This is a genomic window from Longispora urticae, assembly GCF_053902585.1.
Genome location: NZ_JAQZSH010000023.1, coordinates 81,862 through 98,197, shown reverse-complemented (window position 1 = coordinate 98,197; position 16,336 = coordinate 81,862). Strand labels below are relative to the sequence as shown.

At 72.7% G+C, this 16,336-nt stretch carries 12 protein-coding genes; 6 read left to right on the top strand and 6 right to left on the bottom strand.

Annotated elements, in window-relative coordinates:
* Positions 1-3: 3 nt before the first annotated feature.
* The 3 genes from PT931_RS14450 to PT931_RS14440 form a co-directional block, all read right to left on the bottom strand.
* Positions 4-2,865: a glycosyl hydrolase gene (locus tag PT931_RS14450; RefSeq protein ID WP_456246249.1), complete on the bottom strand. Its 2,862-nt coding sequence runs from the start codon at positions 2,863-2,865 to the stop codon at positions 4-6.
* A 90-nt stretch (positions 2,866-2,955) separates the two neighbouring features.
* Positions 2,956-3,870: a serine hydrolase domain-containing protein gene (locus PT931_RS14445; RefSeq protein WP_456246248.1), complete on the bottom strand. Its 915-nt coding sequence runs from the start codon at positions 3,868-3,870 to the stop codon at positions 2,956-2,958.
* A gap of 38 nt (positions 3,871-3,908) precedes the next feature.
* The gene (locus PT931_RS14440; protein WP_456246247.1) at positions 3,909-4,220 is read right to left on the bottom strand and encodes a serine hydrolase; all 312 of its coding nucleotides are present in this window, start codon (positions 4,218-4,220) and stop codon (positions 3,909-3,911) included.
* A gap of 396 nt (positions 4,221-4,616) precedes the next feature.
* On the opposite strand from PT931_RS14440, the gene PT931_RS14435 reads away from it, so the two are divergent.
* The 4 genes from PT931_RS14435 (at position 4,617) to PT931_RS14420 (ending at position 10,479) form a co-directional block, all read left to right on the top strand.
* Positions 4,617-4,832 (top strand): ArsR/SmtB family transcription factor, encoded by a 216-nt coding sequence (locus PT931_RS14435; RefSeq protein ID WP_456246246.1) that lies wholly within the window; start codon positions 4,617-4,619, stop codon positions 4,830-4,832.
* 270 nt (positions 4,833-5,102) lie between these two features.
* The gene (locus PT931_RS14430) at positions 5,103-6,788 is read left to right on the top strand and encodes an FHA domain-containing protein (protein ID WP_456246245.1); all 1,686 of its coding nucleotides are present in this window, start codon (positions 5,103-5,105) and stop codon (positions 6,786-6,788) included.
* Entirely contained in the window at positions 6,785-8,953 is a 2,169-nt protein-coding gene (locus tag PT931_RS14425) for a hypothetical protein (protein WP_456246244.1), read from the top strand. The genes PT931_RS14430 and PT931_RS14425 overlap by 4 nt, the downstream gene beginning before the upstream one ends.
* A 20-nt stretch (positions 8,954-8,973) precedes the next feature.
* Positions 8,974-10,479, top strand: coding sequence for a diguanylate cyclase domain-containing protein (locus PT931_RS14420; protein WP_456246243.1), 1,506 nt, complete (start codon positions 8,974-8,976; stop codon positions 10,477-10,479).
* 138 nt (positions 10,480-10,617) lie between these two features.
* Here the strand turns inward: PT931_RS14420 and PT931_RS14415 are convergent, their stop codons facing one another.
* From PT931_RS14415 to PT931_RS14405, 3 genes are all read right to left on the bottom strand, one after another.
* Positions 10,618-12,108: a carbohydrate binding domain-containing protein gene (locus tag PT931_RS14415; protein WP_456246328.1), complete on the bottom strand. Its 1,491-nt coding sequence runs from the start codon at positions 12,106-12,108 to the stop codon at positions 10,618-10,620.
* A 143-nt stretch (positions 12,109-12,251) separates the two neighbouring features.
* A complete protein-coding gene (locus tag PT931_RS14410) occupies positions 12,252-12,863 on the bottom strand; it encodes a hypothetical protein (RefSeq protein ID WP_456246242.1) in 612 nt (203 codons plus the stop codon).
* A gap of 173 nt (positions 12,864-13,036) precedes the next feature.
* On the bottom strand, positions 13,037-13,768 hold the full coding sequence (locus tag PT931_RS14405) for a hypothetical protein (protein WP_456246241.1): 732 nt from the start codon (positions 13,766-13,768) through the stop codon (positions 13,037-13,039).
* 180 nt (positions 13,769-13,948) lie between these two features.
* On the opposite strand from PT931_RS14405, the gene PT931_RS14400 reads away from it, so the two are divergent.
* On the top strand, positions 13,949-14,869 hold the full coding sequence (locus tag PT931_RS14400; RefSeq protein WP_456246240.1) for a sporulation protein: 921 nt from the start codon (positions 13,949-13,951) through the stop codon (positions 14,867-14,869).
* 309 nt (positions 14,870-15,178) lie between these two features.
* Positions 15,179-16,261, top strand: coding sequence for a hypothetical protein (locus PT931_RS14395; protein ID WP_456246239.1), 1,083 nt, complete (start codon positions 15,179-15,181; stop codon positions 16,259-16,261).
* Positions 16,262-16,336: the final 75 nt, after the last annotated feature.

The following is a 16,336-nucleotide window of genomic DNA, read 5'->3' as shown; positions in this document are numbered from 1 at the left end:
TCCTTAGAGGGTGATGACGGACTGGTTGCCGGTGCCCACGGTGCTGGGCCCGTTGCCGATGGCGTTCCACACCTCGAGCCGCACGCGGCCGTTGGTGAGGTTGCCCGGCGTGCCGGTGGCCGACGAGAGGCCGACGGAGGTGGTGTAGTGCTCCCACCCGGGAGCCGGGTCGGTGGCGAAGTACCGGTAGGTCTCCACGCGGTCCCAGGAGCCGTCCCCGGTCAGGTCGTAGGACACCCGGACCTGGGTGCCGTTGGCCACGGTGCTCCCCGCGTCGACGAACAGGTCGAACGTCGTGGTGGCGGCCGAACGGGTCAGGTTCAGGCCGGAGGCGGTGAAGACCGAGGCATTGGCGGGTACGCCGTCGTGGTTGGTCCCGCCGGCGGAGGCCACGGGGGCCGTGCCCGCCGGGGCGGTACCGCCGAGGGTGCCGTTGGACTGGAGGTACAGCGTCCGGCCCGACGGGTTGCCGGTGGGGGAGGTCGTCGGGCTGGGACCCGCGGTGGGGCTGGTGGTGGGCGACGGTGTCGGGCTCGGCGTCGGGTTGGTGCCGCCGCCGGCGCTGCCACCACTCCACGTGTACGCGCCGTTCGTCGCCGTCCTCCCCGCCGGGACCTGGAGCGTCCAGCCGTTGGAGAACGTCACCGTGATCGGGGCGTTCGTGATGTTCGAGGCCACGTAGGTGCGCGCCCCGTTCTTCGTGAACACCGCCGACAGCGGATGGCCACCGGTCACCGAGGTGTCGACGTTGCCGAGCGCCGCGGCGTTGCGGATCCAGTGGAAGGTGTGCGCCTTGCTCTCACCCTCCTCGCTGGTGAAGCCGCTGTTGTTCCGGAAGTTCGCCAGCGCCGCGTCCCCGTCGCCGAGCGCCTGGAACTCCCACAGGATGTCCTGCCACACGCTCGGCGGGCCGCCGTTGTTCGTGGTCAGCTCGGCGTAGTTGGCCCGTACGTACGCCGGGTTGTTGCCCAGGTACAGGTGTCCGCCGGTCACGGGGAGCATGTTGATGCCCTGGATCATCTCCGGCTCGGCGCTGAACCAGGTCGCGTACGCGGCCCCGTCGCCCCACACCATGCCCACCGTCCTGTGGCCGAACGCCGCCGGGAAGTTCGCGTCGCGGCTGTCGAACCAGTACTCCTGGATCGCCGCCGCCTGGGTCGTGTAGAGGAACACGCCCGCGTCCCGGACCGCCGTGTTGCCGGTCGCCTGGCCCCACTGGATCAGGGCGTTGGCGAAGTTCATCCCCTCCGACGAGGACTCCTGGTTGTTGCCCGCCCCGAACGAACCGTGCCCGGAGGCCCAGTCGTGCCCGGCGTAGATGTCGAAGTCGCGCAGGTACGGGAACCGGTTGTCCGCGCGGTCGTAGTTGTTCGCGTCCCGGATCAGCAGGTCCACCATGCCGCCGTACCTACCGGTGGTGGCCCACTGCGGGTCGAACTTGGCGAGGGTGGCCGCCGCCGCGACGAAGTACCCGTAGTGGAAGTGGTGGTCGTTGAGCTCCTGGTCCGACCCGTACGAGGCCGGGTAGCCGATCAGGGTGCCCCAGTTCTGGTCGTAGTAGAACAGCCGCGACGTCTTGCCGGGGCTCGCCGTGAACCAGTCCGTGAGCCGGGTCCGGATCGCGTTCAGCGCCGCGTCCCGGGTGCCGGTGTTGCCGAGCTGGTCGGCGATCTCCGCGATCCGGGCGGCCCGGCCGAGGCCCTTGCCGGTCCAGTACGTGTCGTCGCCCCGGAAGTCGGTCGGGTTGCCGGCCACCTGCGCCAGGTACGCGTCGAGGGTCGCCCGGTCCGCTCCCGCGTTGTCCGCGACGGCCGGGATCTCGGGCAGTACCCCCTGGAACGCCATGCCCGTGGTGAACTGGCCGATCCCGGCGAGGACCTTCATCGTGCCGCGCGCCGAGACGTAGGTGAAGGCCTGCGGGGTCGCCCCGGTCAGCGCGCGCCACTGGTGCGGGTAGAGCGCCGCGACCGTGCCGGCGGACCCGGCCTCCCGCGCCGTGGTCGTGAAGGAGTAGGTGGTCGCGACGTTGCTGGTCGCCGGGTTGTAGGCGTAGGCCACCTTCGTCCCGGTCACATGGTTGTGCGCGTACCGCCCGAGGCTCGTGGCCAGCGCGGCCCGGTCGCCCGGCGGCAGCGCGAGCACCGAGAAGTAGCCCCTGCCGGCGAGGCTCGACGTGATCGTCCCCCCGCTGACCTGCCAGGTCGCGCCCGCCGGGGCGTAGGCGGCGTACTCGTGGCCGTTCGCCGTGAAGCCGATCGTGGCGCCGGAGTTGGACCAGACCTGCGGCGCGTTCACCGTGAGCTGCGCGTTGCCGCCCGTGACCTGGTAGTAGCTGAACGGCAGCCCGTGGCCGATCGTGGCCCGCAGGGTGCGCGCGCCGTCCGTCCAGTAGGGGCTGACGGTCCAGTCGGTCCAGCCGTCGACCTTCACGTTCGGCGCGTTCAGCCCGGCGACCCCCACCTGGAGGTCCTGCACGTACGGGAAGTGGTACTCGCCCACCCCGGTACTCGTGCCGCTGATCTGCGGCGTCGTGTTCGCCGAGAGGCCCAGGCCACCCGGTAACGTGTCGAACGAGACCGGGTGCGCGTGCAACGGCTCGCCGAACGCGCAGTCGGTCTTCTTGAACAGGATCGTCGACCACCAGTCGTTCGTCGGCACGGGGCCGGCGGGCGCGTTGGCGGTCACGAACTGCCGCGGGTTGGTCGACAGGTTGCCGCAGCCGGTCGGCAGGGGACCGGCCGGCGTGGTGGTGTAGCTGCCGGCGCCGACCGGATCGGCCTGGGCGCCGGTGCTCAGGACGTGGGTGAGGGTGCCGGCGACGAGGGCCGCGCCGACAGCGGCGATGAGGATGCGGGACGGTTTCATCGTGCCTCCTGAGGGGAGGAGGTGAGAGCGCTCTCTTGCCGGGGACGCTAGCGTGACCACACTGTGTCGTCAATGTTTCCCGGTGATGTTTCACCGGTTTCGGGGCCGTGAGAGAGCGCTCTCTTCCGATTTCGCCGCACCCGGACCGAGTGGGGATCGTCGATGGGTACGCGGGCGCGCCAGCGTGCCCCGGGTCAGTTCGGCCCGGGGCGCCCCGGAACGGTTCGGCCCGGGGCACGCTGGGTCGGTTCGGCCTTCGGGTGCCTGGGTCAGCTCGGGCAGAAGGCCTTGTCCAGGACGGCGGTCACCGCCGCCCCGAAATCGCCCCGGGCCGTGGTGAACGACAGGGTCAACTGCTGGCGGCCGTCGAGGGTCCCGAACGCCCAGGTCTCGAAGCCGGGGATCGAACCGTCGTGCCCCCCAGGCGCTCTGCCCGCAGGACAGGTCCACCCGGTACACGCCGAGGCCGTAGAAGTCCGCCGCGCCCACCGGCAGGAACAGTTCCCGCTGCTCGGCCGGCCGCAGCAGCCGCCCGGCGAACAGCGCCGCGAAGAACTTGTTCAGCTCGGTGGCCGTCGACACCAGCCCGCCGGCGCTCGACGCCCACGACGGCGTCAACCGGGTGAAGTCGGCCAGCGCCCCGTCGATCTCCACGTAGCCGTGCGCGTGCGGACCGGGCAGTGTCGAGTCCGCCGGCATCGCGGTGTGCTCCAGCCGCAGCGGCCCGGTGATCCGCCGGCTGAGTTCCTCCTGGTAGGAGTGTCCGGTGGCGCTGCGCAGCACCATGCCCAGGAGCAGGTAGCCGGTGTTGGAGTAGGCCTGCGACGTGTCGGGCTCGAACAGCGGCTCGTGCGAGGTGGCCAACGCCAGCAGGTCCTCCGGACGCCACTGCTTGTCCCGGTCGCGGAGCAGGTCCGGGTAGTCGCCGAGGGAGTCGGTGTAGTCCCACAACCCGGCCGTGTGGCCGAGGAGCTGGCGCAGCGTGATCCGGTCCCCGCCGGGCACCAGCCCCGGCAGCCAACGCTCGACCGGATCGGCCAGGCTCAGCCGGCACGCTCTCCGACCAGTTGCAGGACCATGACCGAGGTGAACGTCTTGGTGACGCTCCCGATCCGGAACACGCCGTGCGGGTCGACCCTGCCGGGCCGGCCCAGTTCCGCGACGCCGGCCGAACCGGTCCACGCCCCCCGCGCGTCGCGGTACTGGACCAGCGCGCCGGGTGGGCCCGTCCCGACCAGGTCGGCCAGTGCGCGCTCCAGGCCCGGCCGGGCCGGCGGGGTCGCGTGGGCGGTGGCGGGGACGAGCAGGGTGGCCGTCACGGTGGCCGCGACGACGAGCGCGAGAGTGCGCCTCATCCGGGTACTCCTCAGGTAGGGGGCAGTGCGTTCAGCCTGGACGCCGGGGGCGTGCACCGCGTCGGACCTCGTGCTGAGCGGGACCGTCAGCACAAGGTCGCAGGGCGGGCGGTGGGCTCCGTCCGAAGTAGTGGGAGCGTGCGGCACCTGCGGATGAGACGCCCTCGGGCCGCGTCGGTACCGGTATCCGTGGGCGCTGCCGCGGGCGTGGGTGAGCCGGGCGGAGTCGTGCCGGCCGGGCGCGGGCCGCGTTGTGCCGGGCCGCGTCGGGTTGGGCCGCGCTGCGCCGTGCCACGCCGTGTCGGGCTGCGCCGCGTAGTGCCGTGCCACGCCGTGTCGGGCTGCGGGTGTCGGGGTCGTGGCGGGGGTGAAACCGCTGGTCGAACCCACTGCCGGGTGAGATGCTGCCGGCATGATCCGGCTACAGCTCAGCGCCGCTACCTCACCGGGGCCGGCACGGGCGAACTCGCCACCCGGGTCGGGATCAGCCCCGCGTCGGCGTCCCAGCACGCGGCGGTGCTCCGGGCCGCGGGCCTGCTGAGCACGGCGCGGGTCGGCAAGTCCGTGCGACACACGGTGACCGGCGCGGGAGCGGCCCTCCTGGGGACGTGACCCACGGGGCACCTACCGGCTGTTCGAGCTGAGCGCCGGCTGGCCCCGCCGGGCGGCGCGCTGGACGTCGCCATGCCGGGGTGGCCCGTGGTCACAGCGCGCGGCTCCCCGCCCGTCCCACCCGGCTCGGGCCGGACATCGTTGCGGATCAGCGGCCGGGGCGTCTTGTAACGAGTGGGGCCGGCGCAGGACACTGTCAACTTGGTGACCTCACGCACGGTGAGAACGATCTAGGCTCACCGCACCCTCGCCCGTCCCGGAAGGCCCCCGATGCTCTGCCATGCCTGCCACGTGCACCTGCGGCGGGACTTTCCGTACTGCCTGCGGTGTGGCACCTTACGCACCGGAGTCCTGATCGCGGAGTTCGAGGCACCGCACCTGCGGCACGAGGGCAGGGCGTACCCGCTGGACCGCGAGGTCACCACCATCGGCAGGGCCGGGGACAACGACCTGGTCATCGACCATCCGAGTGTGTCGCGCCGGCACGCGCGGGTGGCGCGTACCCCTCAGGGATTCTCGGTCGAGGATCTGGGGTCCTTCAACGGGACCGGGGTCGCCGACCGCACCCTGTTCGCCGACTCGGCCCTGCTGCCGGACAGCACCCAGCTGTACATCGGGGACGTGCCGGTGCGGTTCGAGCAGCCCCGGTCGGCGGCGGTCGGCGGCCGGACGATGGTGCGGGGCACGGAGCACACGTCGCTGGCCACGTCAGCGGACCACGCCACGTCGGCTTCCCCGCCGGGGCACCCCGCCCCCGGCGGCCCCCCGGAACCGGCCCCCACCGCCACCGAACCCCTCGGCATCCGCCCCCGCCGCCGAGGCCACTGGGCCCTCAAGGAGGTCCCCGGCGGCGGCACCTGGGTACTGCGCAACACGCGTACCGGCCGGTATCTCGAACTCGACGACCGCGACGTCTTCCTCTGGCACCTGCTCGACGGGCGCAACACGGTGCGTGACCTCCTGTTCGCGTTCGCGGAGGAGTACGGCGAGCTGGCGCTGCCCCGGATCGAGCGCACCCTGCACACCCTCGGCGCGCACGAGTTCGTGCGCGGGCTGCACGGGCAGGCCCCCGGGAAGCGGGCCCGGTGGCGGCGGTGGGCCCGGATGGAGCTGGCGATCACGGGGCTCGACGCGAGGTTCCACAGGCTCTACCAGGGGGGCGGGTGGCGGTTCTTCACCCGTACCTCGATCGCGGTGCTGTGGGTGTCGATCGTGGTCGGGCTGGTGGCCTTCGGGTTCGCGGCCGGGCGGCAGCGGCTGTTCGACACCGCCGGGGCCGGCTGGGTCGGGGCGGTCGGGGTCGCGCTCGCCTATCTGGGCGCGCTCGTGCTGCACGAGGCCGCGCACGCCCTGGCCGTCAAGTCCTACGGCCGGACCGTGACCCGGGCCGGGTTCATGCTGATGTTCGGGCTGCCGTTCGCGTTCGTGGACACCAGCGACATGTGGTTCGGCGACCGGCGGTCCCGGCTGGTGGTGACGCTGGCCGGGCCGCTGTCCACGGCCGCGCTCGCCGGGGCCGCCGCCGTCGGGGCCGCTGCCGTGCCCGACCCGGTCGCCTCGGGGCTGTGCTACCAGCTGGCGTTCGGGTTGTACCTCAACACGCTGTACAACCTGAACCCGCTGCTGCCGCTCGACGGGTACCAGGCCCTGTCCGACGTGCTCCGGATGCCCCGGCTGCGGGAGGAGTCCTTCGGGTACCTGTTCTCCGGCGCGTGGCTGCGGACCCGCCCCGGCCGCCGCCAACTGGGCCTCGTCGCGTACGGTCTGACCGCTCTGCTGGGAACCGCCGGATTCGTCCTGATGGCCCTGCTGGCCTGGCGGTCCCGCCTTTCGGAGCTCACCCAGCGTTATCTTCCACCGCCGTGGGGCCTGGTCGCCCTAGGCTGTGTCATCATGGTCGCCCTGTTCCCCGTCTGGCTCAGGCTCGGACGACGACTCGCTGGAGTACTCCGATGACCGACGAGCCCACGATCGTCTCAGGGCTGCGGCTCGCCGAACCCTCGAGACGCAGCCGCTTCGGCACCTGGTGGACGGCCAGTACGCACGCCGGGGCCACCCGGGGCGCGCTGCTCCTCGACCCCGCGATCAGCCAGGGGCCGGCCCTCGACCACCTCGTCGCGCAGGTCGTCGCCGTGCGGGGGCTCGCCGTGCCCGGGGTGCTGCCCGTGGTGGACGTCGTCACCGAGTACGGCAAGGTCTGGATGGTCACCGCCGAACCGGCCTCGCCCACGGTCGCCGAACTCCTCGCCTCGGACTCCGCGCACGACGGCGACGACGCGATCGCCGTCGCGCTGTGGACCGGGCAGACCCTGCTGACCCTGCACAACGGCGGGCTCGCGCACGGCGACTTCGGCGCGCACAGCGTCGTCCTGGCCAGCAGCGGGGCCGCCGCGCTGATCGAGGTGGCGCTCGCGCCCGGCGAGCGGGCCGCCGACGTCCGGAGCTGGGCCGCGCTGCTGCGGGTCCTCGCCGGGCGGTGGGGGGACCCGGGGCTGACCCGGGCCGCCGGGGTCGCCGAGACCTCGGGCCTCGCCGCCGGGCTGGAGGAGCTGTCCCGGATCGACCCGGGGCCCGCGCTGACCGGGCCCGCGCTGGCCGAGCCGACCGTGTTCCTGCCGCCGGGGGTGCGGGGGAACGCCGACCGCACGGTGCGGGTGCCCGCCGCCGAGTCGACGGTGCGGCTGCCTCCGGGCGTGCCCTTGCCCGCTGAGTTGACCGTCCGGGTGGGAGAGCAGAACCCCTTGCCGGGTACGGCTCCCGCCGGGCCCGCCGCGCCCGGTGGACCGTTTCCCGGGGCCGCGCCGGTGCCGCCCGCCGGGCCCGGGGTTCCGCCCGCCGGGCCCGCGCCCGTGCCGCCGCTCTCGCCGACCGTGCGGGTGCCCGGCCCGGGCGGGTTGGAGCAGACGCGGCAGTTCCAGCCGGAGGAGACCGTCGGGACGGGCTCGACGGCGCAGATTCCCCCGCCGCCGCCCCAGGCTCCGGGGGGTGGGCCGACGATGACGCTCGGGTCGGCTCCGACGGTCCGGGTCGAGGGGCCGGGCGCTGCCGGCTCTGGCGTTCCCGCTGGTCCGGGTGCCCCCGCCGGGCCCAGCGCTGCCGCCGCGCACGGTGCTGTCGCGGGTCCCGGAGCGCCCGGCGCACCGAGTGTTCCGGGTGCCTACGGTGGCCCGGGTGCCGCCGACCCGCAGGTGCCCCTATGGCCGGCCACCGGGCCCCAGGTCGGGTCGCCGGCCCCGGTCGCCGGCTCCGCGCCCGCCCCCGGCACCCCTGGTCCGCACGGTGGCCCCGTCGACCCCGGGCGCCGGCCCGACGCGGCCGAGGCGGCGCGCGCGATCGACGAGCTCACGATGCGTACCGATGAATCGACCGTCATCCGGCCCGGGTCGGTGCGCCCCGCCCCCGCCGCCCAGCCCGGTGCGACCTTCGGCGACCAGACCCAGCCGGGCGGCGCGCCCACCGGCTACGCGCCGCACACCGGGCCGCCGACGGCCTACGGCACCCCGACGGCCACCCAGCCCGGCGCCGCCCCCACCGGCTACCCGACCCAGCCGGGAGGCGGGCAGGACCAGGCGACCCGGATGGGTACCCGGTCCGCGCCCGTCGTCGGCCCCGGGGACGGCTCCGATGTGCGGCTGCGGTTCGGCGCGGGCATCCCGGCCGGGGTCGAGGAGGCGTGGAAGGCCGGTCCGCCCGCGCCGCCGAAGCCGGGGAAGAAGGCCGGCAAGCGGTGGCGGCGGATCGTCGGTGGCCTGGTCACGGGCGCGATCATCGGCGGGGTGGTGGGCTACTTCTGGTGGTACAACGCGCACCCGTTGAAGGTGACCGCCGCCCAGGTGGCCCCCGCGACCGCCCCGGGTACGGCGTGCGACGTCACGGTCGACGTGGTCGGCACGGTCACCACGAACGGCCGGCCCGGCACGATCACGTACCAGTGGCTGCGCAGTGACGGCGAGGCCACCCAGGAACTGAGCCAGAGCGTGCCGTCGGGCACGAAGTCGGTCCCGCTGCACCTGCACTGGAAGTTCAGCGGAAAGGGCGAGTACCAGGCCAAGGCCACCCTCCGGATCCTCGGGCCGAACCCGACGGAGGCGGCGGGGGAGTTCACGTACAGTTGTCGTTAGGTTGCGTAGAGTAGTTGCCTATGTCGCACGGGAATGAAGAGGACCCGGTCGCCGCCGAATGGGTGGTGTTCCGGGACCTGACAGGCGCGGGCCGCTCGGCCGAGGTGATCACCCTCGCCGAGCGCATCATCGCGGAGTCCCGCGACACCCGCCGGGTCGCCCAGGCGCTGATCGAGAAGCTCGTCGCCTACATGAACCTGGGCCACACGTCGGGCCTCGGCCCGCTGCTGGACGACATCTACGCGACCCTGCGCCGCGCCCCGGACCCCCGCCTGGTCGGGGAGTTCCACACCATGGCCGGCCTGATCGCGTACGAGCAGGGCTCGCTGGGCACCGCGATGACGCACCTCGTGCACTCCGAGCGGTCCCTGCGCCGGATGACCGAGGTCAACCTCGCGGCCGTGGACACCTGGCACGACCTGTCCATGGCGTACTCCTGGCTCGGGTTCCACGTCGAGGCCATCGCGGCCATGCGCCAGGGGGCCAGGATCTGCGCGGCGGCCGGCCTGCCCATGTCGTTCTCGGCGAACATGTCCACCCAGGTGCAGGCCGCGATCTTCCTCGACCAGCGCGGCGACACCGACGGCAGTATCCGGGAACTCCGCGCGCTCGTCGCCTCGGGCGCCCAGATGGGCGAACTGGTGGTGATGGAGCGGGTCTACCTGCGGTACGCGGTCAAGCGGCTCGCGGCCCTCGGCCACCCCGTCGACCTCGAGGTCATCCACGACACGGACCCCGACATCGACCTGATCCTCCAGCACGTCAACGACCTGGCCGAGGTGTGCGAGGCCATCGCGGCCGGCGACCCGCCCCGGGCGCTGCGGCTGCTCGACTCCGCCCCGCACGCGGGCGACGCCCTCGGCATGGTCGAACCGCTGCGGCTGCGGTCCATCGCGCTGACCGTGGCCGGGGACCACGAGGGCGCGCTGGCCGCCGAGCGGGCCGGGGTCCGGATGATGACCGCCGAGGACCGCCAGCTGCGGGAACTGTTCACCGACAGCATCGGGGCCCGGCTCGACCAGGACAAACTCCGCCGGGTCGCGGCCCAGTACGCGGGCGCGGCCTCCACGGACCCGCTGACGGGCCTGCCCAACCGGCGGCGGATCGCGGCGTTCGTCGCCGGACTCGGCCGACGCGGGGTCAGCGCCATGTTCGGGGTACTGGACCTCGACGGGTTCAAGGCCGTCAACGACACCCACGGCCACCCGTCCGGGGACCTGGTCCTGCAACGGATCGCGGGGATCTTCGCCCGGGCGGTGCGGCAGGGCGACCTGCTGGCCCGGCACGGCGGGGACGAGTTCGTGGTGATCCTGCCGAGCACGTCGGCCGAGGAGGCCACCGAGATCGGGGACCGGATCCGGGCGGCGGTCGACGCCGAGGACTGGTCGGCGCTGGTGCCCGGGACACCGGTGTCGGTGAGCATCGGCTGGGCGGTGCTGGGGGAGGACGCGGACGCGGCGCTGCGGGCGGCCGACGAGGCGCTCTACCGGATCAAGCGGGCGCGGAACGGGTCGCGGGCGGCCTGACCGCTCTCTGTGGACGGTACCCGTCGCGTGCTGTCGATTTTGTGTGTTCTCTCAAGGTGTCGGTGTCCTGCCCGGGGCGCCCGGGTGGGGCGGACGGGCGGTGGAGCGGCCCCGCGAGTGGCCGCCCCACCTGTTCCGTCAGCCGGTGAAGCCGGCGGAGATCTTCGTGAACTCCCAGTTCTGCTGGGCGATGCCCGAGCAGGTCTCCTGGAGGCCGCCGCCGGGGCACGGCCGGTCCCGGTTCACCGACCAGAAGGCCAGCCGGGCGAGGTGCTTGGAGTTCGCCCAGTCCCGGATCTGCGTCCACTGCGCGACCGAGGTGGTCTCGTTGGTGTCGCTGAGGCCGTTCATCCCGGAGATGCCCATCTTGCTGTACGCCACGGCGTCCGACCAGCCGAACGTCGACTTGAGCTGGTTCTTCAGCCCCTCCGACGCGCTGACCGTCGCGGTGTACATGTTGGTGCTGGCGTTGCCGAAGTCGAACGGCATGATCGTGTACACGTCGATGTTCGCGTTCAACGCCTTGGCCTGGTTGATCAGGCGCACGCCGTGCTCCGTCGGGCCGGAGGTCGCCGTGCCGAACGTGACGACCGTCTTGATGCCCGGGTTGTTCGCCTTGATGATCTTCAGCGCGCCCAGGATCCGGTCCTGCACCGTGTAGTTCTCGAACTCGTCGGTGTTCTCGATGTCGATGTCGATCACCTTGAGGCTGTACGCGTTGATGACCTGCTGGTACGCGTCCGCCAGGGCCGCCGCGCTCGAGCAGTTCGGGCCGAGCTTGTTACCGCTCCAGCCGCCGAACGAGATCTCGATGTCCCCGCCCGCGGCGCGGATCGCGTTGATGTTCTGCTGGTCGACGCCCCCGGTCAGCGGGCGCTGGCTGTCCCACTTCGGCACGCAGCCGCCGCCGGAGAGCATGAACGCGAGGGTGAAGTGCTTGATCCCGGTCGCGGTCATCACCGTGGACGGTGCCGGCGGCTCGCCCCAGCCGAAGTACAGGTACGGCGCGGCCTCGTGCCAGTTCCCCGGCGGCGTCGTCGTCGGAGGAGCCGTCGTCGGCGGCCGGGTGGTCGGCGGTGCCGTGGTCGGCGGCGGGGTCGTCGGCTTCGGGCTGGTGTTCGGCGTGGTCGGCGGTGCCGTGGTGGGCGGGGTGCCCGGGCCGTCGAGCGCGATGTCGTCGGCGTTGTAGGCGCCCTGCGCGTACCAGCCGTGCAGGTAGATCTGGACGCTGCTCTGGCTCGCGGTCGTGGTGAACGCGATCGTGAGCTTCGAGTAGGAGGTGGCCGAGGGGGTCCACGTCGACGCCCCGCCGGTCACTCCGAGGTAGACATAACTACCCCGGACCCAGGCGGAGAGCGTGTACGCCGTGTTGGGCGCGACGTTGACGGTCTGCGTGCACTTCCCGATGTCGGACGCGCTCGCGCCGCCCTGGAGGGCCTTGGACCCGCCGTGCACGGGGCTGGAGACGACGGATCCGTTCGAACAGGACCAGCCGGAGAGGTTCCCGGTTTCGAAGTCGGGATTGGTCACGAGATTCGCGGCCTGGGCGGGGGTCGAGACGGCGAGGATCGCGCCGACGGAGACGACCGCCGCACCCACGGCTGCGAGCAGAGGGGTACGGAGCTGCATGAGGGGCCTCACTGTTAATAAATAGATAGGTTTCCTAAATAAACAGTGAGGGCAATCTATCGCCAGCCCGACCCCGGGTCAAGGAGTCGGGCCGACAACGGCAGTCGATCCCTGTGGGCGGTGGGGGCCGGTCGGCCGGCGGTTCAGCGGGCCACGAGCAGGGCCGCCGCGATGGACTCCGGGTAGCCGGCCGGGTTGTCGCCGACCAGGTCACGGCCTGCGTCGAGCACCTCCACGATCGGCACCCCGGCGGCCCTGACCAGCTCCTCCTCGGGCGCCGGCCGGTTGCGGCCACCCACCACGAACGCCCGGGGGCACTTCAGGTTCGCGAACGTCCCGCCGTGGCCGGTCAGGTCCGGCGCGGCGGCGACGAGCCGGCTGACGAGCTCCGGGCGGAGCTCGGCGAGCACGATGGCGGCCGGGGCCGCCGAGCCGTGCGCGATGACCTCGACGGCGGTGAGGCCGAGGTGGTCGAGGAGCGCGCCGAGCGCCCCGGCGGACCTGGACGCCGGGGTCCGCGCCGTGCCGGCCGGGTCCGCCGCCGTGGCCCGGTCGGGGGCGGGCAGGTCCACCAGGAGGGTGCGGTGGCCGACCAGCGCCGGGTGCAGGGCGGATTCCACGTGGTCGACCGCGCCGTCCCCGACCCCCGCGCCGGGCACGAACACCCGCACCGGGCGCTCGTCGTCGCCGGGCAGATCGAGCCAGCGGATCCGGGCGTGGGGCCGGTCGGGGTCGGACAGGGGCAGGCTGTGCATGGTTCCTCCTCCAGGATTCACCCGCACCGTAGCCGTCAGGTATGACAGTTCCTCGTGTTCACACTTGGCCTGGTTCGCAACTCGCGCTCGGCCTGGGCCGTGCCTCGCGCTTGGCCCCGGGCCGTGTCCCAGGCCGGCCTGGGCCGTGTCTCAGGCCCGGCCTGGGCCGTGTCTCAGGCCTGGCCCGGACCGCGTCCGCCGAGGCCGTGGAACCGGCGGAGCCAGATGTGGGACAGCGCGCCGTGCAGGCGGACCTGTTCGGCCTCGGTACCGATCGCGGGGCGGTGTTCGGGGTGCAGGCCGTAGTACCCGATGGCGTCGGCGGTGTAGCCCGGGTGGACCCGCAGCAGGGACTCGCGGAGCCGCCACCACGTCGCCGGCCCGACCCGGACCGCGAGCGGGAACTCGACCGCCGTGAGCTCGTCCCAGGCGGCCCGCCGGACCTTCCACAGCCTCCGGAACTCGACCCCGACGGGCGTGAGCACGACCGCCGGACGGGGCACGAAGGTCACCACCGTCGCGGCGAGCAGGGCCGCGCCGAGCACGCCCAGCCACATGCCCGTCATGGGCAGGGCGTCGAACGCGTACCCCCACCAGAGCGCCAGGCCGAACGCGGGAACGGCCTTGACGTGTGTGGCGGGCCCCGCGACGAACGCGCCCCCGCGCGCGACGAACCGGGCGGGGGTGGTGGCGCGCGCCCGCGCCGCGTACAGCACGATGACCCCGACCATCAGGGCCAGGGAGCCCAGCGCCCGCGCGATGTAGGCGAAGTCGCTCGTCGGCGTCTCGGGCAGCACCCGCAGCGCGAGAAACTTGACGACGACGGTGGCCGACCACCCGAGCAGGAACAACCACCCCTGGGGCGGGAAAACGGCGTAGATCACCCGGACGCGTGCGAGGGACATGTCGCACACCGTAGGGGCCGGGTGGTATTCCCGCTGCCCCGTCGTGCACCGTCGGATTCCTGACGCATTTCTGCAGCGGGGCAATCGTGCCCGAAAGCCCCAGCACGGGCCTCGGGCCTGCTGGAATCCTGGCGTGGCTCGGCTAACCTCGGGGGAGTTGTTCGACAGGAGGAGTCACCGGTGGTCTTCAAGAAGATGATGCGTGCGTTCGGTGTGGGCGGTCCGACCGTGGACACGGTCCTGACCAACCCGAACACCCGGCCCGGCCTGAACCTCGAGGGTCGGGTGAACATCACCGGTGGCGACCACCTGGTGGACATCGAGTACGTGTCGCTGGGCCTCATCACCAAGATCGAGGTGGAGAGCGGCGACAGCGAGTACAACCAGCTGACGGAGTTCCACAAGCTCAACGTCGCCGGCCGGTTCCAGGTCGGGCCGGGTCAGCCGATCTCGATCCCGTTCCAGTTCCCGATGCCGTGGGAGACCCCGCTGACCAACGTCCAGGGCGGCCAGCGGCTGCACGGGATGACGCTGGGCCTGCGCACCGAGCTGGCCGTCGCGGGCGCCGTGGACAAGGGCGACGTCGACCAGGTCAACGTGTTCCCGCTGCCGGCCCAGGAGCGGATCATCGAGGCGTTCGCGCGGCTCGGTTTCCGGTTCAAGGGCGCCGACTGCGAGCGCGGCCACATCCGGGGCGTGCAGCAGCACCTGCCGTTCTACCAGGAGATCGAGTTCTACCCGCCGGGGCAGTACCAGGGGATCAACTCCGCCGAGGTCACCTTCCTGGCGAACCCGCAGGGCATGGCCGTCGTCCTCGAGTTCGACAAGCGCGGCGGGCTGTTCACCAGCGGCACCGACGTGATCAACACCTACCAGGTGGACTACCGCTCGGTGGACTCCACCGACTGGGCCGCCGTGGTGGACGGCTGGGTCCGGCAGGCCGCGTCGCGCCGCCCGCACCAGCAGCACTTCCAGCAGCCGCACTACCCGCAGCAGCCGAACTACGGCCACCAGCAGCCGAACTACGGGCACGGCGGCGGCCACGGGTACCGGCACGGGCGGCGTGGCGGCGGGGGCATCCTCGGCGAGATCTTCGACTAGTCCGGACTGATGTGTGCTGAGCCCCTGGCCGTGTGGCCGGGGGCTCAGTGTTTGTGCTCGGCCCTGGAGGTGTGGCCGGGGCTCGGTCTTGTGCCCGGCCTTGGCCGTGTGGCCGGGGCTCGGTCTTGTGCCCGGCCTTGGCCGTGTGGCCGGAGGCTCGGTGATTGTGATCGGCCCTGGCGGTGTGGCCGGGGCTCGGTCTTGTGTCCGCCCCTGGCGGTGTGGCCAGGGCTCCGTGTTGTGTCCGCCGGGTCGGAGGCCGGATCGTCGGGCCTTGGCGATGTCCGGATCGTCGGATACCTTCGCCCGATGCTGAGCTGGTGGAGGACGATCGTCGGACTGCTGGGCGCGTGGGGCGGCGTGGTGCTGTGGTCGGTCGACCTGACACTCCTGCAACCGCTGACGGAGCCTGACAAACCCTGGCACGACCTGTCCGGGGAGAACAACACGTACTGGGCGCGTGACCTGCGCTGGGCGGCGATTCCGCTGGTGGTCGCGGGTCTGGTCCTGGCGTTCCGGGGCGACCGGCGCTGGGCCGCGTTCGCGACGTGCGGCGGCGTCGCCTGGTTCGGTGTGGACATCGCGCTGGACCGGTTCGACGTGGAGGGTCCGGTGGCGGCGGCCGTGACCGCTGTGCTGGTGGTCGTCCTCGTCACCGCCGTGGCCGTCGTGGGCCTCCGGGAGATCTCCGGGCGGTACTCGACCGGGGCCGAACGCGCGCCGCTCCTGATCGCCGGTTCCGTGCCCGCGTCGCTGGTCCCGATCGTCGCGACCATCGAATCCCCGACGGACACCGAGGCGGGGCTCACCTGGATGTCGTTGGGGGTGGGCGTCCTGGCGGCGGTCCTCGCGGTGGCGCTGGCGGTCGCGGCCGCCCCGTCGCGGACCCGGGGCCGGGTGCTGTCCGCCGTCGTCGTGACCCTGGCCGCCGCGGGAGCCGTGACGTACCTGCGGTTCCTGCCGCCGGGGGACCGGATGCCCGAGGTCCTCGTCCTCGCGGGCGTACTGCTCGCGGCGTTCGTGGCCCTGGCGCATGACCGGCCGGCTCCGGTGGGCTGGCTGGCCTACGCGGGCCTCGCGCTCGTCCTGGGGGTGGTCTTCCCGGTCGTGTTCGTCGTCCTGTTCCTCCTCTCGATGTACGGCTTCCAACTCGCCGACCTGTTCACCGCGCTCGCCGGCAACCCGCTGGTCAACGCCGCGGACGAGGACGCGGTCACCAGCCTGGTCGCCGTGTGGATCGGCCTGGGCTTCGGTCTGCTGGTGGTGGTCGCCGAGCGGCTGCGGGCGTGGTTCACCCGCCTCGGGCCGCGGCTGCGGGGCGCGATCGACCCGCCCCCCGACGGCCGCCCGCTGTGGCCCGCCCCGCGCCCGAACGGTCCCTCGGGACGCTGACGGTCGGCCGTGAACGCAAAAAACAATCAGAGCAGCTTGTTTTTCGGCTACGAGAATGGGATGGTCGAGAGGTCG